Genomic DNA, 20,836 nt, shown 5'->3' with positions numbered 1-20,836 from the left:
CCGCGCCCCTTGTCTTGTCAGCGATTTCCGGACCACCAGCCGCGGCGTTTGGGCCGGTCGGACTCGGCATCGGCCATTTCGTGTTCACGTTCGGCAGGCGCGGAGGCCGATTCCGCCGGTGCGGGCTCGGGCGCGGGTTCAGGCTCGGCGGCAGTCTCAGTTGCGGCGGGCTGGTCCTCGGGGGCCTCGGCCGGCGCGCTTTCGGGTTCGACTGCCTCGACAACCAGCGCTTCGATCACCGTTTCCTCGACCTGCACCGCAACCACATCGGCAGGCACGAAGGCTTCCGCCTGCGGTTCGGCTTCGGCTGCGGCCTTGGGCTCGGATGCGATCTCGGACAGCGGCACGATCTCGCCTTCTTCCTCGATGGACTCCACCGGTTCCTCGCGCCGGGCGTTCAGGCCGGGCAGCGATTCGACCGGCTCGTCGGACGGATCGCGCAGGTCCACGACCTCGGGCAGGCCCTCGGCGGGCGGCAGATCGCCGTTGCGGCGGCGGTGGCGCGACCGCGAGCGGCGGCGGCGGCCGTTCCCCTCGGCCTCGGCCGTTTCGGCTTCAGCCTCACCCTCACGCTCGGCCACGTCCTCAGCGGCTTCCTCGGCATCATCGCCGGCCTCGCCAGCCTCGCCCGTCTCCTCGCCCTCGGCGCGCTCGCCCCCCTTCCGGCGGCGGCGGCGACGGCGGCGGCGCGAGCGGCCTTCGCCATTCTCCTCCTCGGAGCCGGCGGCCTCGCCGGTTTCCTCGGTTTCGGTCTCGGCCTCGGCTTCGGCTTCGGTTTCCTCGACCAGATCCTCTTCCTCGTCGTCGATCTGGGCCATCAGATCGGCATCGACCGACAGGACGGGCGCCACGGCCTCGGCAAGGCTGCGGGTCGCCGTCTTGAACTTCTCGATGGCGAAATCGGGCGAGATCAGCGAGGGATCAGCCTCAAGCCGGACCGACAGGCCGTAGCGCGCCTCAATGCCTGCAATATGCTCGCGCTTCTGGTTGATCAGGAAGTTGATCACCGCAACCGGCGCCTTGACCAGCACCTCACGCGACCGCTTGCGGGTGCCCTCGTCCTCGATCGCGCGCAGGATGGTCAGCGCAAGGCTGTCGTCGCTGCGGATCAGACCGGTGCCGTGGCAATGCGCGCAAGGCTGCGTGGTCGATTCCAGCATGCCCGGACGCAGGCGCTGCCGCGACATCTCCATCAGGCCAAAGCCCGAGATGCGGCCGACCTGGATGCGGGCGCGGTCGGACTTCAGCTTGTCCTTCAGGCGCTTCTCGACTGCGGCATTGTTGCGCCGCTCCTCCATGTCGATGAAGTCGATGACGATCAGGCCCGCAAGGTCGCGCAGGCGCAGCTGGCGCGCCACCTCGTCGGCGGCCTCCAGGTTGGTCTTCAGCGCCGTTTCCTCGATCGAGCCTTCCTTAGTGGCCCGGCCCGAGTTGACGTCGATGGCAACCAGCGCCTCGGTCACGCCGATGACGATATAACCGCCGGACTTCAGCTGCACGACCGGGTTGAACATGCCCGACAGATAGCTTTCGACCTGATAGCGCGCGAACAGCGGCATCTGGTCGGTGTATTGCTGCACGGCCCGGCTGTGGTCCGGCATGATCATCTTCATGAAGTCCTTGGCCACGCGATAGCCGCGCTCGCCCTCGACCAGGACCTCGTCGATGTCCTTGCTGTAAAGGTCGCGGATGGTCCGCTTGATCAGGTCGCCTTCCTCGTAGATCGGGGCCGGGGCGACGGACTTGAAGGTCAGGTCGCGGATCTGTTCCCACAAACGCAGCAGGTATTCATAGTCGCGCCGGATCTCGGTCCGGGTGCGCTGGCTGCCCGCCGTGCGGATGATCAGGCCCGCGCCCTTCGGCACATCCAGTTCGCCGGCGATGTCCTTGAGCTTCTTGCGGTCCGCGACATTGGTGATCTTGCGGCTGATGCCGCCGCCGCGCGCGGTGTTGGGCATCAGGACGCAGTAGCGGCCCGGCAGCGACAGATAGGTGGTCAGCGCGGCGCCCTTGTTGCCCCGCTCCTCCTTGACGACCTGGACCAGCATGATCTGCCGGACCTTGATCACCTCCTGGATCTTGTAGCGGCGGGGACGCGGCTTCTTCTGGACGCGGATTTCCTCGGCGACGTCCTCGTCCGCGACCGATTCGATCTCCTCGTCCTTGTCGGAGGCATGCGTCGCGCGTTCGGACGCGTCCTCGTCGGCGCCCTGCTCGGCGTCCCCGGCTTCGGCGCCGTCGCCCGAGGCGCGCTCCGCGTCCTCGACCTCGGCCACGTCGCGTTCGACGACATCACCCTCGGGGGCATCGGCGCCCTCGCCCTCGGCGCTGACGACTTCATCGCCCGTTTCGGCCCTTTCGGCCCGGGTGTGGCGGCGCTTGGCGCGTGCGGCTTCCTCGGCCTCCTGCGCCTCGGCATAGGCGCGCTCCTCGGCGATCAGCGCCTCGCGGTCGGCGGCGGGGATCTGGTAGTAGTCCGGGTGGATTTCCGCGAAGGCCAGGAAGCCGTGGCGGTTTCCGCCGTAATCCACGAAGGCCGCCTGCAGCGAGGGTTCGACCCGCGTGACCTTGGCCAGGTAGATGTTGCCCGAGATCTGGCGCTTGTTTACAGTCTCGAAGTCAAATTCTTCGACCTTGGTTCCGTCGACCACGACCACCCGAGTTTCCTCGGCATGGGTGGCGTCGATCAGCATTTTCTTTGCCATTGCTATATCTTTCGCGCGAGCCTGTGCCGGGCGGCGCCAGTGGCGTCCCGGAAGCCAGGCTGCGATGTGATGGGGACGCGGGTGCGGCATCGGCAACGGCGATGCGGCGGGAAAGGCAGCCAGCCCCCCCGTCCCGATCCTGTCCGTGCCATGCGCGCGTCATCGCGTCTGTTCCTTACGGTTGACGCGATGGCAAGAACCCGCCGCGCCGCTGTCTGATATCGCCCGGTTGCACGGCAACGCGCAGCATGGGCGGGTTTTCCGCGTGACACATGCCGCCTTCCGTTCATCCGGTGCCAGAGGTGCCGCGCTGCGAAACTGTGAGCGCCCCACAACCCGCGATTGAAGATCGCAGGACGCATAGCCGCAACATAGAGGGGGTGGCAGGGAAAATTCAATGGCGAAAACGGCATGGCCCCGAATGGGCGGGTTCTGGCGCGCATGAAATGCCCCTGCAACAGACGTCACGCAGCCTTAACGCTTCTTTCACGCCCATGTCGCACCCTTGGCCTATGCCCGACGGGCAAGGAAGGGGAACGCTGTCCATGCCGGTGGTCAAGGTCGATGCCGATCACGCGCCGCCCCCGGGGCTGACCAGGGCCCTGGGCGCCCTGCCCGGCCATGCGCCGGTCATCCTGATGATCCACGGCTATCGCTATTCGCCCGCCGCCCCCCGTTGCGATCCGCACCGGCATATCCTGTCGCTCGACCCGGATCGCGCGGACCGCCGCGCGCTGTCCTGGCCCCGCGCGCTCGGCTTCGGCGCGGGGGCCGAGGACGAGGGCCTGGCCATCGCCTTCGGCTGGGAGGCGCGGGGGATGCTGGGGCAGGCCTATGCCCGCGCGGGTGATGCCGGCCGCCAGGTTGCCGCCCTGGCCTCTGCCGTGGCGGACCGGGCCGGCAGGCCGGTCGCGGTGATCGCCCATTCGCTGGGCGCGCGCGTTGCGCTTCAGGCGCTGCACGGCGCCGATCCCGGCAGCATCGGCCGCATCGTCCTGCTGGCGGGGGCCGAATTCCGCGACACCGCCGCCGCCGCGCTGGACAGTCCCGCCGGACGGCGGGCCGAGGTGCTGAACGTCACCTCTCGAGAGAACGACCTGTTCGATTACGGGATGGAGCTTTGGCTGGATCGCGGCCGCAGGCAGGCCCTGGGCTTCGGGCTGGAACGCCCGGCGGGCAACTGGCTGGACGTGCAGATCGACGACCAGGCGACCCTTGCCGCCCTGGAAAGCCTGGGCTTCCCGGTCGAGCGACGCCCGCTGCGCTTGTCGCACTGGACGCCCTATCTGCGGCGCGGGCTGTTCGATTTCTATCGCACCGCCCTGGCACAGCCTTGGGCGCTGTCGCTGCCGATGCTGCGCGCCCGCCTGCCCGGCCGGATCGAAGCGCGCTGGTCGCGCCTGCTGGCCCTGCCCGCGCCACTGGGCGGGGTCGGGGCCTAGGCCGTTTCCTTTCGCAGCCCCGCGCGGGCGGGCTTCAGGAAACGCATGTGCCCCGGTTGGGTGATCGGGTTCCATCGGGGACATGTCAGCCGCCGACGGGAACGACCTGACCTATTTCGTGGCGTCGTCGGTCGGGACCTCGATCGAATGGGCGCGATAGAGCCCGGCATTCGCCATCAGGAAGACAAAGATCACCACCGGCATCCCGAAGGTCTTGAAGTAGACCCAGGTGGTCTCGGACATGCTGCGCCAGACGACCTCGTTGGCGACAGCCAGCGTCAGGAACAGCAGCGCCATGCGTCCCGTCAGCTTGCGCCAGCCCTCGGCGTCCATGGGCAGCGCCTCGGACAGGATCGCCTGCAGCCAGTTCCTGCCGGCCACCAGGCTGAAGCCCAGAAGCCCCGCGAACAGCAGATAGATGATCGTGGGCTTGATCTTGAAGAAACGCGGATCGTTCAGCCAGACCGACAGGCCACCGAAGACCACGACCAGCAGCAGCGTGGCGATCTGCATGGGCGACAGGTGCCCCGTCAGCCGCCAGCGGATCAGCGTGGCGACCACAAGCGCCGGGATGAAGACCAGCGTGGCAAAGACCAGCGGCGTATAGTCCTGCCCCCACAGGCTGACGCTGCCCCCGCGGTTCAGCATGAAGACGGCGAAGAACAGAAGCAGCGGCCCCCATTCCAGCGCGGGCAGCACCCAGGGTTTCGGTTCCTTCATCGCAGCATCCTTCATCCGGTCAGGCCAGCCCGTTTTCCCGCATCGCGAAGCGCCCGGCAAGGGCCGCCGCGTCAATCCAGCCGGATCGCGGCCAGGATCGGACCGGGCAGGTTGTCGCCGCCCTGCTCCTTCTGGACCAGCAGCGCGTGGCGGGTGTCTTCGGGATAGCGGTCATCCGCCGCCCCGTCCGGGCTGACGGTCATGCGCAGCGGCGCCGAGCCGTCCCATTCGGCCAGCCGGTCCAGCGACAGCACGACATTGGTATAGGTCACGACCTTGCCGCGATTTTCGCCCGCCGTCATCTCGACCGCACGTTCGGGGGCATAGCGGATCAGCAGGATCTCGACCCCGCCGCCCAGGTCGGACAGGGGCATCAGCTCGATCCTCTGGCCGTCCTTGGTGGCTTCGCGCTGCACGCTGACCATGGCGGGGGCCACGCGGCTGGCGTCGATCAGCCCCATCAGCTGCGCGGGCCCAAGCGCCACCGCGGTGTCCACGCCGCCCACGATCAGTTGCGGCGTATAGACCGCATGTTCCCCCGCCGCCCGGGCATAGCTTTCCTGCCGGGCCGTGAATTCCGGCCGCGCGAAACTGTCGGCCCAGCCAAGATAATCCCAGTAATCGACATGAAAGGACAAGGGCAGGATGCCGGGTTCGCCCGCCAGCGTGGCCAGCATGGCATCGGCCGCCGGGCAGGACGAGCACCCCTGCGAGGTGAAAAGCTCGACCACCACGGGGATCGCATCGAGGCCAAAGCTTTCCATCGGCGGCGGCGTGTCCGTCGCGGCAAAACTGTTGAGCCCGCCGAACTCGGTCGGCGCATAGGCCGACGATGGGGCGGATCGCCCGGGATGGCGTGGCGCGGCGATGACGGGCGGGCTGCCCCCATTCGCCGCATCGGCCGGTCCGCCCGGCACTCCGGGGCCACCGTTGCCCGCCCCTTGCGCGGCGGCCATTCCGCCGCAGGCGGCAGTCAGGCCGCACAGGGCGGTGATAAGCGTCTTGCTGCGCAGGGCTGCCGATACGGCCAGCATTCCGTGGTCCGATGCTTTTTGAACGTGCCTATCTGCATAGCGCCGGCAACGCCCCGCGAACAAATCAACGCTTTGTTAGCGAGTGCGTGAGATCCCCTTGTGCCCCTTGAGCAACAGCACCATCTATGGTATGCGATTGCATACAATTCGTCGCGTGACACTCTTGCGCTGTTCGGTCTCATCGGGCAAAGCAAGTCCACGCAAGCCCGACCCATCCAATTCGCAGACAGGGAGGCCACCATGCCTATCCAGATCGGAACCGACACCGCCAGGACACGCCGCAAGCTGACGGCGGGCGGCAAGGACTACGCCTATTACTCCATCGCCGCCGCAACCGAGGCCGGGCTTGGCGATTTCTCGAAACTGCCCGCCGCGCTGAAGGTCGTCCTGGAAAACCTGCTGCGCTTCGAGGACGGCGGCTTCTCGGTGTCGGTGGACGACATCAAGGCCTTCGGCGAATGGGCGTCCCTGGGCGGCAAGAACCCGCGAGAGATCAACTATCGCCCCGCCCGCGTGCTGATGCAGGACTTCACCGGCGTTCCCGCCGTGGTGGACCTGGCCGCGATGCGCGACGGCATCATCGGCCTGGGCGGCAATGCGCAGAAGATCAACCCGCTGAACCCGGTGGACCTGGTCATCGACCATTCGGTCATGATCGACGAATTCGGCAACCCGCGTGCGTTCCAGAAGAACGTGGACCTGGAATACGAACGCAACATCGAGCGTTACCAGTTCCTGAAATGGGGCCAGAACGCGTTCCAGAACTTCCGCGTGGTCCCGCCCGGAACCGGCATCTGCCACCAGGTGAACCTGGAATACCTGGCCCAGACCGTCTGGACCGACACCGACCAGAACGGCGATCTGGTCGCCTATCCCGACACGCTGGTCGGCACCGACAGCCATACCACCATGGTCAACGGCCTGGCCGTGCTGGGCTGGGGCGTGGGCGGCATCGAGGCCGAGGCCGCGATGCTGGGCCAGCCCGTATCCATGCTGATCCCGGAAGTCGTGGGCTTCAAGCTGACCGGCAGGATGGTCGAGGGCACCACCGCCACCGACCTGGTGCTGAAGGTTGTGCAGATGCTGCGCAAGCACGGCGTGGTGGGCAAGTTCGTCGAATTCTACGGCGAGGGGCTGGACAACCTGCCGCTGGCCGACCGCGCCACGATCGCCAACATGGCCCCCGAATACGGCGCCACCTGCGGCTTCTTCCCGATCGACGACGAAACCCTGCGCTACCTGCGCAACACCGGCCGTGACGAGGACCGCATCGCCCTGGTCGAAGCCTATGCCAAGGAGAACGGCTTCTGGCGCGGCGCGGATTACGCGCCGGTCTACAGTTCGACCCTGGAACTGGACATGGCAAGCATCGTCCCGGCCATTTCCGGTCCGAAGCGTCCGCAGGACTATCTGCCGCTGACCGACTCGGCCCAGACCTTCGGCAAGCTGGTCGCCGACTATCGCGGCGGTGCGCAGGAGGATGGCGACGTGCTGGTCCGCGACGCCGTGCGCACCGTTCCGGTCGAAGGCACCGACTACAGCATCCGCGACGGCTCGGTCGTGATCGCGGCGATCACGTCCTGCACCAACACCTCGAACCCTTATGTGATGATCGGGGCCGGCCTGGTCGCCCGCAAGGCGCGCCAGCTGGGCCTGAACCGCAAGCCCTGGGTCAAGACCTCGCTTGCGCCCGGTTCGCAGGTCGTGGGCGAGTATCTTGAGGCCGCCGGCCTGCAGGAGGATCTGGACGCCCTGGGCTTCAACCTGGTGGGCTACGGCTGCACCACCTGCATCGGCAACTCGGGCCCGCTGGGCGATCCGGCGATCTCCAAGGCGATACACGACAACGACCTGGTCGCGACCGCCGTGCTGTCCGGGAACCGCAACTTCGAGGGCCGCATCAGCCCCGACGTGCGCGCGAACTTCCTGGCCTCGCCGCCGCTGGTCGTGGCCTATGCCATCGCGGGCGACCTGAACGTGGACCTGACCAAGGACCCGATCGGGCAAACCCCGGAAGGCAAGGACGTCTATCTGAAGGACATCTGGCCGACCAACCAGGAAATCGCCGACCTGGTCCACGCCACCGTCACCCGCGAGGCGTTCCAGTCGAAATACGCCGACGTCTTCAAGGGCGACGAACGCTGGCAGGCGGTCAAGGTGACCGACAGCGAGACCTATGACTGGCCGCCGACCTCGACCTATATCCAGAACCCGCCCTATTTCCGCGGCATGGCCAAGGAAGCTGGCGTGATCAGCGACATCGACGGCGCGCGGGTCCTGGCGATCCTGGGCGACATGATCACCACCGACCACATCAGCCCCGCCGGGTCGTTCAAGCCGACCACCCCGGCCGGCAAGTACCTGACCGAACGCCAGGTCGCGCCGAAGGATTTCAACAGCTACGGCTCGCGCCGCGGCAACCATGAAATCATGATGCGCGGCACCTTCGCCAACATCCGCATCAAGAACGAGATGCTGGACGGGGTCGAGGGCGGCTTCACCAAGGGTCCGGACGGCCAGCAGACGACGATCTTCGACGCCTCGATGGCCTATCAGGACGCCGGCACGCCGCTGGTGATCTTCGGCGGCATCGAATACGGCGCCGGATCGTCCCGCGACTGGGCGGCCAAGGGCACGAACCTTCTGGGCGTCAAGGCGGTCATCGCGGAATCGTTCGAGCGCATCCACCGGTCAAACCTGGTCGGCATGGGCGTCGTCCCGTTCGAGTTCCTGCCGGGCGAGAACCGCAAGACCCTGGGCCTGAAGGGCGACGAGGTCGTGTCGATCCACGGGCTGGCGGGCGACTTCAAGCCGCTGTCGCTGGTGCCCTGCACCATCCGCTATGCCGACGGCACCGTGAAGGAGATCCAGCTGAAGGCCCGCGTCGATACCGAGGTCGAGATCGAATACCTCAAGAACGGCGGCGTGCTGCACTACGTGCTGCGCAACCTGGCCAAGAGTTGACCCGTAGGGTGCGTGCTTGCACGCACCTTCGCGCCAGATATGCGTGCAAACACGCACCCTACCCCCGCTGCCAGCCAGCGGGGGTTTTTCATTGACCCGCGCCCCCTTCCCCGCCATATCCCCCTTGCGCGGAGGGCTGGATGACCGCGGCAGGCGACTGTCGAGGAAAGTCCGGACTCCATGAGGCGACGGTGCCGGGTAACGCCCGGCGGGGGCAACCCCAGGGAAAGCGCCACAGAGAACGAGACCGCCCATGTCCGCATGGGTAAGGGTGAAACGGTGGGGTAAGAGCCCACCGGGGGACTGGCAACAGGCCCCGCATGGCAAGCCCCACCGGGAGCAATGCCGAATAGGGACCGCGCGCGGAGCGATCCGCAGGGCCGCCTTGCCCCAGCAGGTCCGGGTAGGCAGCTTGATCCGGCGGGCAACCGCCGGGCCAGAGGAATGGTCATCCAGCCGCCAACGGCGGTGGACAGAATCCGGCTTACAGGCCCTCCGCGCAATCTGGCCCTTTCGCCGTGATTTCCCCGGCGATTCGGGTTGACTTCGGCCTGCCGGTGGGTAAAAGGCGGGCTTCCAACGAATTCCACGGGGTCTGCGCCGCGCGATTGCCCCGAAGCAGGAGCAATGACATGGCGAAGCCGACCACCATCAAGATCCGGCTGAACTCGACCGCCGGCACGGGCCACTTCTATGTGACCAAGAAGAACGCCCGCACCATGACCGAAAAGATGACCGTCCGCAAATACGACCCGGTCGTCCGTCAGCACGTCGAATACAAGGAAGGCAAGATCAAGTAAGGATCTTGCCGGACAGGTCGGACCCTTGGGCCGATCCAGAACAAGGGGCGCCCGCGAGGCGCCCTTTTTGTTTGCCGGAATGCGGCGACCTCCCTGGCCTGCCGGAAGGTTGGTTCCGTGCAGTCGTCCCCCGACATGGAACCTGCAAGGCCCATCTTTCGCCCTGTCTCATCTGACGGCAGGAGCATTAACGCTTCCTTTACCCGGATCGGGCATCTTCCTTGCGCAAGGAAGGGCAGCGACTAGACGCGGGGTTCGTCCGCGTCTTGCGCAAATGGGTCAGTGCGGATGGCAGATCAGCATCGGGATGGGCGTGTCGATACCGCCGACGGGGGGCCGGGACCGCGCCGGGGCTTGCAGATGCCGGACGGGACAAGGCACCCGCAGGGCGGCTTTTCCGAGGAAGCGATGCGGGGACTGGATGACCTCGACGCCCGCCTGCCCCCGGCGCATGCCGTCACGGAACCTGCGTCTGCGCCGTCGTTCCGCATGACGGACCGGCTGAGGCCGGATGTCGCGGCGGGCGGCGGCCTCCTCCGGGACGAGACCGGAGCGGCACGCCCGCATTACTGGGGCCATCGCGAACGGCTCCGCACGCGCTTCCTTGAGGGCGGCCATGCCCCCATGCCCGAATACGAGCTTCTTGAGCTTCTCCTGTTCAACGCCATCCCGAAGATCGACGTGAAGCCGCTGGCCAAGCGCCTTCTTGCGACCTTCGGGGACCTGAACGGCGTGATCGCCGCATCCGAGCATCGCATCCTTCAGGTCGAGGGCGCCGACCGCTGGGTTTATCTGCAACTGAGGCTGGTGGACGCCTTTGCCCAGCGGATGGCACAGGCCAAGGTGCTCAGGCGCGAGGTCCTGTCATCCTGGGACGCCCTGATCGCCTATTGCCGAACCTGCATGGCGCATCGGGAAATCGAGCAGTTCCGCGTGCTGTTCCTCGACCGCAAGAACATGGTGATCGCGGACGAGGCCCTGGGCAGCGGCACGGTGGGCCATGTCCCGGTCTATCCGCGCGAAGTGGCCAAGCGCGCGCTGGAACTGAATGCCAGCGCGGTGATCCTGGTCCACAACCACCCTTCGGGCGATCCGACGCCAAGCCGCGAGGACGTGACCATGACGGCACGCGTGGCAGCGGCCTGCGAGGCCATCGATGTCACCGTCCACGACCATATCGTGGTCGGCAAGGATTCAGAGGTGTCCTTTCGCGCGACCGGTCTGCTGTAGCCGGACCCGCGTGGCCACTGGCGCCGATGCAGGCGCGGACACCACATGCCGACCGTTGCAAGAAAGGCGGACCGCAGCAAAGGGCCGCCTGGGACCACGACAGCCGACCACCCCGCGGCCGCCCTTACGCCAGCACGAACTCCACCCCCGGCAGCACCGCGATCTCGGCCACGTCGGCGCGGTAATTGGCGGTCACCTGGTCCACCACCTCCTGCGTCCAGCCCGGCAGGTCGATCACCTGGTCCAGCGCGGCGGGCAGCGCGTGGTTCTGGATCACATCGGAGGATATCGCCCGGCGCTGCGCGACGGTCAGGCGGTCCTGCGCCGACAGCGCCTCTTTCAGGCAGGTCATGCCTTCCTGGCCCAGGATCTCCTCCAGATACATCATCCCGCCCTTCAGGGGCGCGTCGGGGGGGATGTTGCCGATCAGGCGGGCGATCTCGGGCCAGATCAGGGGCACGTCCTCGTGGCACCAGATCACCACCCGGCGGCCGGGGACCGCGCGCAGCAGCGCCTGGATCGGGTCGCGCCAGCGCAGGTCCAAGGGCTGCCGGCCCTGCATCAGCACGTGATAGCCGCCGCCGGTGAAGATCGGCAGGACCTCGGCGATCAGGGTGGCGGGGTTGCGGATGGCCAGGAAGAACTCGACCTCGTGGTCGGGAAACAGGTTTGCAAGCGCCGCCGCCCGCGCGCCGATCTGGGAATAAAGTCCCGTCTGCCCCACCACCCGGCCCGGCGCGCCCATGAAGGTCGGCGTGGAAAAGACGGCGCGGTCGAGGGATTCGCTGTGCAGGACCGCGTCCAGCATGATCTGCTGCATCTCGGCCGTGGCGGAACCGCCCTTCAGCGACATCAGCGCCTCTTCGAACAGTCCGCGATGGCGGTTCGGGGTGATGACGTCGGTGCCGTGCTGCATCAGCCAGTCGCGGTTGTTGAGCAGCGTCTTGAGCAGCCTGTCGCCATCCGTGCCATGCACCCCCAGATGAAACACCATCTGCATATCGGATCCGTCCCTTTCCTTGGCCTTCAACCCACGCGGGTAACGCCGCACAGTAGCGAGGCGTCCCGCGCAGTCAAACCGCATTCGCTGCAAAGGCGGCTTGCGGAAATCGCCGCCAGAAGCTATCGCAGGACTGGCGGCCTTGCGCGCCATGCCGGTTTAGCTCAGCAGGTAGAGCAGCTGATTTGTAATCAGAAGGTCGCGGGTTCGATTCCTGCAACCGGCACCATCCCCTCCCCCGTTGGACATCGCTCCCGCCCCGCCCTATAACGCGCGCGAAACCCGACGCTTACAGGTGCATCATGATCAAGGTCTTCGGCCATACCGCCCCCGACACGGATTCGACCGGCTCTCCCATCATCTGGGCCTGGTATCTGAACGAGGTCCGCAAGACCCCCGCGCAGGCCGTCCTGCAGGGCGAGCCGAACACCGAGGCCGCCTGGATGCTGAAGCGCTGGAACTTGGACAAGCCGCAGATCATTGCCGATGTCGCGGCGGGCGATCAATGCGTGATCGTGGACACCAACAACCCGGCCGAACTGCCCGCCAGCCTGGACGATGCCGACGTGATCGAGATCATCGACCACCACCTGCTGGCCGGCGGCATCAAGACCCGGGTGCCGATCAACATTACCCTGCGCCCGCTGGCCTGCACCGCCACCATCATGCACGACCTGATCGGCGAGGACATGGCCCGCGCGCCCCAATCCATCAAGGGCGCGATGCTGACCTGCATCCTGTCGGACACCCTTGAATTCCGCAGCCCGACCACAACGGTCCATGACCGCGCCGTGGCCGAGAAGCTGGCCGCCGACCTGGGCATCAACATCACCGATTACGCGACCGAGATGTTCGCCGCCAAGTCGGATGTCAGCGCCTTTTCGAACGAGGCGCTGCTGCGGATGGACAGCAAGGAATACGAACTGGGCGGCAAGCAGCTGCGCATCTCGGTCCTGGAAACCACGTCGCCGCAGGTCCTGCTGGCCCGCAAGGACGCGCTTCTGGCCGCCATGCCCGCCGTCGCAGCCGCCGATGGCGCGGACGAGGTGCTGCTGTTCGTCGTGGACATCCTGCGCGAACAGGCGACCCTGCTGGTGCCCAACGATTATGTCCGCCAGATCGCCGAACGCAGCTTCGGCGTGACCGTCACCGGCGACAGCGTGGTCCTGCCCGGCGTCATGAGCCGCAAGAAGCAGATCATCCCGGTGCTTGCCGTCTGATGACCCGGATCATCCAGTCGCTGTCGCAGATCGGCGTCGATTACGACGTGCTGTTCTGCGACCTGTGGGGCTGCCTGCACAACGGCAAGCAGCCCTATCCCGCCGCCGTCGCTGCCCTGCAGGACTTTCGCCACAAGGGCGGCCAGGTCGTGCTGATGACCAACGCGCCGCGCCCGAACCAGTATGTCGTCGCCCAGTTGGACCGCATGGGCGTGCCGCGCGACGCATGGGACGTCGTGGTCAGTTCCGGGGACGCCGCGCAGGAAGCGATGTTCTCGGGCGCGGTCGGCCGCGAGGTCTGGCATATCGGGACCGCGAAGGACGACGGCTTCTTCGACGACATCCCCGCCGAATGGCGCGACGCCCCGCCGATCCGGCGGGTTCCCCTGGCCGAGGCCGAGGGGATCGTCGCGACCGGTCCCTTCGAGGAACTGACCGAAACGCCGCAGGACTACCACGACCGCTTGATCGAGGCACGGGACCGCGGGCTGCCGCTGCTTTGCGCCAATCCGGACGTGGTCGTGGACATGGGCGAGACGCGCATCTATTGCGCGGGCGCGCTGGCGGAATACTATGAAGGCCTGGGGGGCCGTTCGCTCTATTTCGGCAAGCCGCATCCGCCCATCTATGACCGGGCGCGGCGGCTGCTGGAACTGGCGCCGGACGCGCGGATCCTGGCGGTCGGGGACGGCATCTTCACCGATGTGAAGGGCGGGCTGGAACAGGGCATCGACGTGCTGTTCGTCACGGGCGGGCTTGCGGCCGATGCGCTTGGTCCCGATGTCGAGAACCCCGACAACAGCATGCTGCTGGACTGGCTGGAAGGCCACAGTATGACCCCCCGCTACAGCATCGGCCGCCTGCGCTGAGACTGCGGAACAGGACAAGGCCCGCGCCTGCCAGGGCGCGGGCTTTTTGCTGGCCGCCGAACCGATCAGCAATAATGTTATACTTTTCTGCAGTATGTGCGCATTATAATTGCGCAATGATGTCTTCGCTGCTATGCAGCATCATCACCCGTCGGTTCGGTCGCACGAATGGAACGCATCATGCTGGACAACCTTCCCCGCGGCACCATCGTCATCGAGGATCTCGAGGTCGGCATGACCCGCCACCTGCAAAAGCAGGTGACCGAGCGCGACATCGAACTGTTCGCCGAAGTGTCGACCGACCGCAATCCGGTCCATCTGGACGACGATTATGCCCGCGACACGATCTTTGAAGGGCGCATCGCCCATGGGATGCTGACGGCCGGGCTGATCTCGGCGGTGATCGGGGAACAGTTGCCGGGGCACGGCACGGTCTATCTGGGCCAGACGCTCAGGTTCATGGCCCCCGTCCGTCCCGGCGACACGGTCCGGGCCGAGGTGACGGTGGACAGCATCGACCATGCGAAACGGCGGGTCACGCTTGCAACCCGCTGCCTCGTGGGTGATACGGTCGTCCTGAAAGGCGAGGCAGTCGTTCTGGCGCCAAGCCGCAAGTTCGACTGACGGGGCACCCGCGCCCCAGTGGGGGCACCCTTTGCAGATCCATCGCGATTGGACAGGACTTCCGGCAGGCGCCCGTGGCGCCTCTGTCGCCATGGGGAATTTCGACGGCGTCCATCTGGGCCACCGTGCCGTGATCGAAGCCGCGCGCCAGGCCAGCGACGCGCCCCTGGGCATCGTCACCTTCGAGCCCCATCCCCGCCAGTTCTTCAATCCCGACGCCCCGCCCTTCCGGCTGATGAACTCGGAATCGCGCGCCAACCGCCTGGCGCGGCTTGGGGTCGAGCAATTGTATGAACTGCCCTTTGGCGCCGTGCTGGCGGGCCTGTCGCCCGAGGCTTTCGCGCGCGACGTTCTGGTCGGCGGGCTTGGGGTTGCCCATGTGACGGTCGGGGCGGACTTCGTCTTCGGCAAGGACCGGGCGGGCAATGTCGCGACCCTGCAGGATCTGGGCCGGCAGCTTGGCTTCGGCGTGACCTCGGCGCCGCTGGTGGGCACGGGCGGGCAGCACTACAGTTCCACCGCCATCCGCCGCGCCCTGACCATGGGGCGCCCGCGGGACGCCGAACGCATCCTGGGCCACCTGCACCGGATCGAGGGCGAGGTGGTCCATGGCGACAAGCGGGGCCGCGAATTCGGCTGGCCGACCGCCAACATGCGCATCGACGGCCTGCACCTGCCCCGCCTTGGCGTCTATGCGGTTGTCGTGGACGTGCTGACCGGGCCGGACAAGCTGTCCTGCCAGGGCGTGGCCAGCCTTGGCGTGCGCCCCATGTTCGGCCGCAACGCCCCCAACCTCGAGGTGCATCTGTTCGACTTCAGCGGCGACCTTTATGGCCAGCATCTTTCAGTGGGTCTGGTTGAATTCCTGCGCGACGAAGCCAAATTCGACAACGTGCAGACATTGATCGATCAGATTGCCGCCGATGCGGACCAGGCCCGCACGGTGCTGGCAGGCGCCTGATGCGTGACCGGTTCTGGGAATTGCCCCTGGCGCAGTTGCAGCCCGACGAATGGGAGGCCCTGTGCGACGGCTGCGGCAAGTGCTGCCTGAACAAGATCGAATACGAGGACACGAGCGAACTGGCCTTTACCCGCGTCGCCTGCAAGCTGCTGGACGGCGAGAAATGCCAGTGCAGCAGCTACACGAACCGCCATGACTATGTCCCCGACTGCGTCGTCCTGACGCCGAGGAAGCTTTCCGAGATCGCCTGGTGGCTGCCCGCCACCTGCGCCTATCGCCTGCGCCACGAGGGGCGGCCGCTGTACAAATGGCACCACCTGATCTCGGGCGACCGCGAGACCGTGCACCGCGCCGGCGCCAGCGTCCGCGGCTGGACCGTCAGCGAGGCCGCGGTCAGCGAGGAGGACTGGGAGGACTACATCATCGAGGATCTGTCCTAGGCCGGCCCGGGCCTTGTCCCTTCGACCGCCCGCAACCCCGCCCGCTGCGGCCGTTTCGCTGACGCGCGCGCAGTTCCGTCAGGCCTGCGGCTCCATGCCCAGCCTTTCGTGGGGCCGGGCCAGGATTTCGGGCCGCATCACCGCCTCGAGCTGGTCACGCGCCATCAATCCGCGTTCCAGCACGATCTCGACCACGCCGCGACCGCTGCGCAGCGCCTCTTGCGCGACGGCGGTGGCGTTCTGATAGCCGATATAAGGGTTCAGCGCGGTCACGAGGCCGATCGATTGCTCGACCATGTCGCGCAGCCGATCACGGTTGGCGGTGATGCCGCGGATGCAGTTCTTTTCCAGCGTCAGGCAGGCGGCGGTCAGATGCGCGACGCTGCGATACAGGCTGTAGAAGATCACCGGCTCGAAGGCGTTGAGCTGCAATTGCCCGGCCTCGGCGGCCATGGTGATGGTCACGTCATTGCCGATCACCTCGTAGGCGACCTGGTTCACGACCTCGGGGATGACCGGGTTCACCTTGCCCGGCATGATCGACGATCCCGCCTGCATGGCCGGCAGGTTGATCTCGTTGAACCCGGCACGCGGGCCCGATGACAGCAGCCGCAGGTCGTTGCAGGTCTTGGACAGCTTGACGGCGATCCGCTTCAGGACGCCTGACAACTGCACGAAGGCGCCGCAATCCTGCGTGGCCTCGATCAGGTCGGGGGCGGTGATCAGGGGGATGCCGGTGATCCGCGACAGGGCCTCGCGCACCTTCGCCGCATAAAGCGGATGCGCGGTGATGCCCGTGCCGATGGCGGTCGCGCCAAGGTTGATCTCGCAGATCAGGGCTGCCGCCTCGGTCAGGCGCGCCTCGTCCTCGGACAGCATCACGGCATAGGTGCCGAATTCCTGGCCCAGCGTCATGGGCACCGCGTCCTGCAACTGCGTGCGGCCCATCTTCAGCACATCCGCGAATTCGGCGGCCTTTTCCGCGAATGCCCCGCGCAGCACCGCCATGGCCGCGGCCAGCCGGTGAAGGCCCGTCCAGGCCGCCAGCTTCAGCGCGGTCGGATAAACGTCATTGGTGGACTGGCCCATGTTGACGTGTTCGTTCGGATGCAGGTGCCGGTAATCGCCGCGCGCATGTCCCAGGATCTCCAGCGCGCGGTTCGCGATCACCTCGTTGGCGTTCATGTTGGTCGAGGTGCCGGCGCCCCCCTGGATCAGATCCACCACGAACTGATCGTGCAGCGTGCCTTCGCGGATCTCGCGGCAGGCGGCGATGATCGCCTCGGCACGGGCCGGGTCGAGCAGGCCAAGGTCGCGGTTCGCCTCGGCCGCGGCCCACTTGATCGCGGCCAGGGCGTTGATCAGGTCGGGCGCGCACGCCACCGTCTGTCCGGTAATCGGAAAATTCTCGACGGCGCGCAGGGTATGGACGCCCCAGTAGGCCTGCGCAGGCACGGCGCGGTCGCCGATCAGGTCATGTTCGATGCGGGTGGGGGCAAGGGTGGCGGTCATGGGGACTGTTCCGGCATGAAGGGTTTCGGCCGGGATACATCCGCTTCCGCAGCCGCTCCAATGCCAAGGCAGACTGGCTCATGCGTTTTTGGAATAACCCTGCGCTGCGGCCTGCCAGACCCGCTCGACAATCGTGCGGGAGCGGTTGGCGTTGCGATAAAGCCGGATCTCCATCGGCAGTTCAGGGGCGACCACCTCCAGCAGGCCCGCGTCGATCTCGGGCGCGACCAGGCTGCGCGGCAGCCAGGCCACGCCATGGCCTTCCAATGCCATGAACTTCATCGCCTCGGCCATCGAGTTCTCGTTGATATGGGCGACAAAGGTTTCCGGCGCCCCCGGCTGCGCCTGAGCGAGCGAGGTCAGCAGCCCGAGGAACGAGCCCCGGGAATATTGCAGCAACGGCAGCCTGCCCGCCAGGCGCCAGTCGGCGGCGCGGCCGCTGCTGGCCACGGCCGCCAGGCTGTCGTGGCCGACCGTCACGCAGGGAAAGCGCGCCGGATCCAGGGGGACCGGAACACTGGGATGGTGAAAGCTCAGCAGGAAGTCATAGCCGCCCTCGACCAGCGCCTGGATGCAGAGCGCATAGTTCTCGGGCAGGATGCGGCTGCCCAGGGGACCAAGTTGCTGGCGCAAGCCCCCCAGCCAGCGCGGCACGAAGGTCACCGACAAGGTATGCAGGGCCGTCAGCGCGATGCTGGCCTGCGGCAGGGTGGACTTGCCCCCGCCCAGGCTGGCGCGGCTTTGATAGCTCAGCCGGACGATTTCCTCGGCGGATTCGCGAAAGGCGCGGCCTTCGGCCGTAAGGCTGACAGGATAGGTCGAGCGGTCCAGAAGCTCGGCCCCCAGCCACAGTTCAAGCGACCGGATGCGGCGGCTGAAGGCGGACTGGGTGACGTTGCGCGCCTCGGCCGAACGCGAGAAACTGCGCGTGGTGGCGATGCTGAGAAAGTCTTCCAGCCATTTCAGTTCCATGCCGAAGCCCGTGAATGCGAGAGCCTTGAAGCCGGAAGGTCGCCGAAGCCCTTCACGATCATGCCGCTTTGCAGCCTTTTTCCGGCCGATGGAAGTGGCATTCACGACGCCGATCAAAAGGGCGCGTTATCGGGATCGTTGGTCAGAAATTCCCGCAAGGCAGCATTGAACCCCCGGGCTGATTCAAGGTTCACGACATGCCGCCCCGGCAAGGTCAGGTGATGCCCGCATTGCGCGCTGCGGGCGATGGCCTCCAGACAGGCAGGCGGGCAGACCGGATCGTCGGCACCGGAAATCGCCAGAAGCGGATTGGCGATTTCGGCCAGCCTGCCATGAAGATCCGTATCGGCCAGCGCGGCGCAGCATCCGATATAGCCATGGGCGGAAGTCGCGGCAAAGCCCTTCAGGATCGTGGCCACACGGCCTGGATGGGCAGCGCGGAAGCCCGGCGTGAACCAGCGTTCCGCGGTCGCGGAAACAAGACCCTCCAAACCGTTTACTGTGACGTCACCGATGCGGGCGTTCCAGCCTTCGGCGGTCCCGATCCGCGCGGCGGTGGCGCAGACCACGATGCGGCCAAGGCGTTCCCCGGCGTGGATGCCCAACCATTGCCCCGTGAGGCCGCCGATGGACAGGCCGCAGAAATGCGTGCGATCGATCTTCAGCGCATCCAGCAACGCGATCACGTCGCGACCCAGATCGGCCAGGCCGTAGGGCGGCTTTGGCGCGGATGATCGTCCGTGGCCGCGGCGGTCATAGCGCAGGATGCGGAAATCGCCCGAAAGATCGGCGATCTGGTCGTCCCACATGTGCAGGTCGGTGCCCAGCGAGTTGCAGAAGGTCAGCCATGGCTTGTCCCCTGCTCCGCCGTCGGTGCGGTAATGCAGGCGATGCGTGGGCAGGTCCAGATAGGGCATGGTCAGGCTTTCGCATATGGCCGACGCGCGGTCATCGCCGCGCGTCGGTTCCGGTGGATTGTCAGGCAGGTGCAAGCTGGGCGGCATCGCGGGCGCGGCCATTGCTCAGCGCGAAGACCAGCATCGCCAGGGCCGAGATCACCGCCGGAATGGCGAAGATCACGAAGTTCTGCCCCAGCGGCAGTTCCCGCGCCAGCAGCACCCCGCCGAAGGTCGGACCGACGATGGCGCCGATCCGGCCCACGCCCGAGGCCCAGCCCAAGCCCGCCCCGCGGACCGACAGGTTGTAAAGCTGCGCGACGCTGGCATAGAGCAGGATCTGCGTGCCGATGGTCGTGGCGCCAGCGACGAAGACCAGCAGGAACAGCAGTCCCGCCGCCGGGTTGAAGCCGATCAGCGCAATGGACACTGCCGCTGCCGCGAAGAAACCAACCACGACCTTGGGCAGGCCGAAGCGGTCGCCCATCCAGCCCCCGGCAATCGCGCCCGCCATGCCGCCGAAGTTCAGCGAGAACAGCGACAGCAGGCTGGCCCGTTCGGCATAGCCGGCTTCCTGCAGCACCTTGGGCAGCCAGGATGACAGCAGATAGACCAGCAGCAGGCAGCAGAAGAATGACACCCACAGCATCAGGGTCCGCAGGGTCCGGCCGTGCCGGAACAGTTCCGCCACGGAAGCGGAGGAACCCTTGGCCTCGCTGAAGACCAGCCGGTCCTCAGTGCCCAGGGGCGTTCCCGACACCTTGGCGAAGATGCGCTTCGCCTCGTCCTGCTTGCCTTGGCGGATCAGGAAGCCCAGGGACTCGGGCAGTTTCCACAGCACCAGCGGCAACAGAAGCAACGGCACTGCGGCAATGAAGAACATCGGCTGCCAGCCGAAGCTCGGGATAAGGCCGATGCCCAGGCCCGCCGCGACCATGCCGCCCACCGAATAGCCCGAGAACATCAACGCGACCATCGTGCCGCGCAGGCGCTTCGGCGCGTATTCGTTCATCAGCGCCACGGCATTGGGCATCAGCCCGCCGCAGCCCAGTCCGGCGATGAAGCGGAAAATCTTGAACTGCTCGGGCGAATTGGCAAAGCCCGTCATCACCGTGGCCGAGGTGAACAGCACGAAGCTGATCGCCACGCCCTTCTTGCGGCCGATCCGGTCGGCCAGCGGCCCCAGGATCAGCGCCCCGAACATCATCCCGAACAAGGCCCAGGCCTGCAGCGCGCCCGCCTGGGGCTTGGTCAACCCCCATTCCGCAATCAGCGTCGGCAGCACGGTGCCGGCGACGAATACATCATATCCGTCAACGATCAGCAGCGCCCCGCAGAGCGCGACGACCATCCATTGAAAGCGGCCGAACGGACCCTGGTCTATGGCCTCGCTCACGTCTATGCTTCGCATTGTCTTCTCCTCCCTTGTTTTTCGCGTGAAAGCCGG

The 20,836-nt window shown here is 66.6% G+C and carries 17 protein-coding genes, 1 tRNA gene and 1 other RNA gene; 11 read left to right on the top strand and 8 right to left on the bottom strand.

Annotated features, from left to right (window positions below):
- Positions 1-17: 17 nt before the first annotated feature.
- A complete protein-coding gene (locus tag OU682_RS09790) occupies positions 18-2,705 on the bottom strand; it encodes an Rne/Rng family ribonuclease (protein ID WP_268941917.1) in 2,688 nt (895 codons plus the stop codon).
- A gap of 545 nt (positions 2,706-3,250) precedes the next feature.
- Here OU682_RS09790 and OU682_RS09785 point away from each other — a divergent pair.
- The gene (locus OU682_RS09785; RefSeq protein ID WP_268941916.1) at positions 3,251-4,147 is read left to right on the top strand and encodes a lipase family protein; all 897 of its coding nucleotides are present in this window, start codon (positions 3,251-3,253) and stop codon (positions 4,145-4,147) included.
- A 111-nt stretch (positions 4,148-4,258) separates the two neighbouring features.
- Here OU682_RS09785 and OU682_RS09780 read toward each other — a convergent pair whose 3' ends face one another.
- A complete protein-coding gene (locus OU682_RS09780; RefSeq protein ID WP_268941915.1) occupies positions 4,259-4,867 on the bottom strand; it encodes an inner membrane-spanning protein YciB in 609 nt (202 codons plus the stop codon).
- Positions 4,868-4,938: 71 nt separating this feature from the next.
- A complete protein-coding gene (locus OU682_RS09775; protein ID WP_268941914.1) occupies positions 4,939-5,901 on the bottom strand; it encodes a DUF1223 domain-containing protein in 963 nt (320 codons plus the stop codon).
- Positions 5,902-6,141: 240 nt separating this feature from the next.
- On the opposite strand from OU682_RS09775, the gene acnA reads away from it, so the two are divergent.
- The 4 genes from acnA to radC all read left to right on the top strand — a co-directional run bounded on the left by acnA (position 6,142) and on the right by radC (position 10,895).
- Positions 6,142-8,865: an aconitate hydratase AcnA gene (gene acnA, locus OU682_RS09770; RefSeq protein WP_268941913.1), complete on the top strand. Its 2,724-nt coding sequence runs from the start codon at positions 6,142-6,144 to the stop codon at positions 8,863-8,865.
- Between the two features lie 128 nt (positions 8,866-8,993).
- Positions 8,994-9,368: RNase P RNA component class A (gene rnpB, locus OU682_RS09765), an RNA gene on the top strand.
- Between the two features lie 129 nt (positions 9,369-9,497).
- Positions 9,498-9,665, top strand: a complete 168-nt coding sequence (gene rpmG / locus OU682_RS09760; protein WP_022707377.1) for a 50S ribosomal protein L33 — start codon at positions 9,498-9,500, stop codon at positions 9,663-9,665.
- Between the two features lie 408 nt (positions 9,666-10,073).
- Complete coding sequence (gene radC / locus OU682_RS09755) at positions 10,074-10,895, top strand: RadC family protein (RefSeq protein ID WP_371832229.1); 822 nt, start codon at positions 10,074-10,076, stop codon at positions 10,893-10,895.
- A 124-nt stretch (positions 10,896-11,019) separates the two neighbouring features.
- On the opposite strand, the gene OU682_RS09750 is transcribed toward radC, so the two are convergent.
- Positions 11,020-11,895: a hypothetical protein gene (locus tag OU682_RS09750; RefSeq protein WP_268941911.1), complete on the bottom strand. Its 876-nt coding sequence runs from the start codon at positions 11,893-11,895 to the stop codon at positions 11,020-11,022.
- Between the two features lie 153 nt (positions 11,896-12,048).
- On the opposite strand from OU682_RS09750, the gene OU682_RS09745 reads away from it, so the two are divergent.
- From OU682_RS09745 to OU682_RS09720, 6 genes are all read left to right on the top strand, one after another.
- A tRNA-Thr gene (locus OU682_RS09745) sits at positions 12,049-12,124 on the top strand.
- Between the two features lie 73 nt (positions 12,125-12,197).
- The gene (locus OU682_RS09740; RefSeq protein ID WP_268941910.1) at positions 12,198-13,115 is read left to right on the top strand and encodes a manganese-dependent inorganic pyrophosphatase; all 918 of its coding nucleotides are present in this window, start codon (positions 12,198-12,200) and stop codon (positions 13,113-13,115) included.
- Positions 13,115-13,984 carry a TIGR01459 family HAD-type hydrolase gene (locus OU682_RS09735; protein ID WP_268941909.1) on the top strand — a complete coding sequence of 290 codons (870 nt, stop codon included), beginning with the start codon at positions 13,115-13,117 and terminating at the stop codon, positions 13,982-13,984. The genes OU682_RS09740 and OU682_RS09735 overlap by 1 nt, the downstream gene beginning before the upstream one ends.
- 180 nt (positions 13,985-14,164) lie before the next feature.
- Positions 14,165-14,608: a MaoC family dehydratase gene (locus tag OU682_RS09730; protein WP_268941908.1), complete on the top strand. Its 444-nt coding sequence runs from the start codon at positions 14,165-14,167 to the stop codon at positions 14,606-14,608.
- Between the two features lie 31 nt (positions 14,609-14,639).
- Entirely contained in the window at positions 14,640-15,569 is a 930-nt protein-coding gene (locus OU682_RS09725; protein WP_268941907.1) for a bifunctional riboflavin kinase/FAD synthetase, read from the top strand.
- Complete coding sequence (locus tag OU682_RS09720; RefSeq protein WP_268941906.1) at positions 15,569-16,009, top strand: YcgN family cysteine cluster protein; 441 nt, start codon at positions 15,569-15,571, stop codon at positions 16,007-16,009. The genes OU682_RS09725 and OU682_RS09720 overlap by 1 nt, the downstream gene beginning before the upstream one ends.
- A 78-nt stretch (positions 16,010-16,087) precedes the next feature.
- Here the strand turns inward: OU682_RS09720 and aspA are convergent, their stop codons facing one another.
- The 4 genes from aspA to OU682_RS09700 all read right to left on the bottom strand — a co-directional run bounded on the left by aspA (position 16,088) and on the right by OU682_RS09700 (position 20,800).
- The gene (aspA, locus tag OU682_RS09715; RefSeq protein ID WP_268941905.1) at positions 16,088-17,521 is read right to left on the bottom strand and encodes an aspartate ammonia-lyase; all 1,434 of its coding nucleotides are present in this window, start codon (positions 17,519-17,521) and stop codon (positions 16,088-16,090) included.
- A gap of 78 nt (positions 17,522-17,599) precedes the next feature.
- Entirely contained in the window at positions 17,600-18,493 is an 894-nt protein-coding gene (locus OU682_RS09710) for a LysR family transcriptional regulator (RefSeq protein WP_268941904.1), read from the bottom strand.
- 113 nt (positions 18,494-18,606) lie between these two features.
- Complete coding sequence (pcaD, locus tag OU682_RS09705) at positions 18,607-19,497, bottom strand: 3-oxoadipate enol-lactonase (protein WP_268941903.1); 891 nt, start codon at positions 19,495-19,497, stop codon at positions 18,607-18,609.
- On the bottom strand, positions 19,472-20,800 hold the full coding sequence (locus OU682_RS09700) for an MFS transporter (RefSeq protein WP_268941902.1): 1,329 nt from the start codon (positions 20,798-20,800) through the stop codon (positions 19,472-19,474). The genes pcaD and OU682_RS09700 overlap by 26 nt, the downstream gene beginning before the upstream one ends.
- Positions 20,801-20,836 lie beyond the last annotated feature (36 nt).

It is taken from the genome of Paracoccus benzoatiresistens, assembly GCF_026913015.1.
GTDB lineage: Bacteria > Pseudomonadota > Alphaproteobacteria > Rhodobacterales > Rhodobacteraceae > Paracoccus > Paracoccus benzoatiresistens.
The sequence above is the reverse complement of the archived record's forward strand: the minus strand, read 5'-3'. Positions and strand labels throughout refer to the sequence as shown.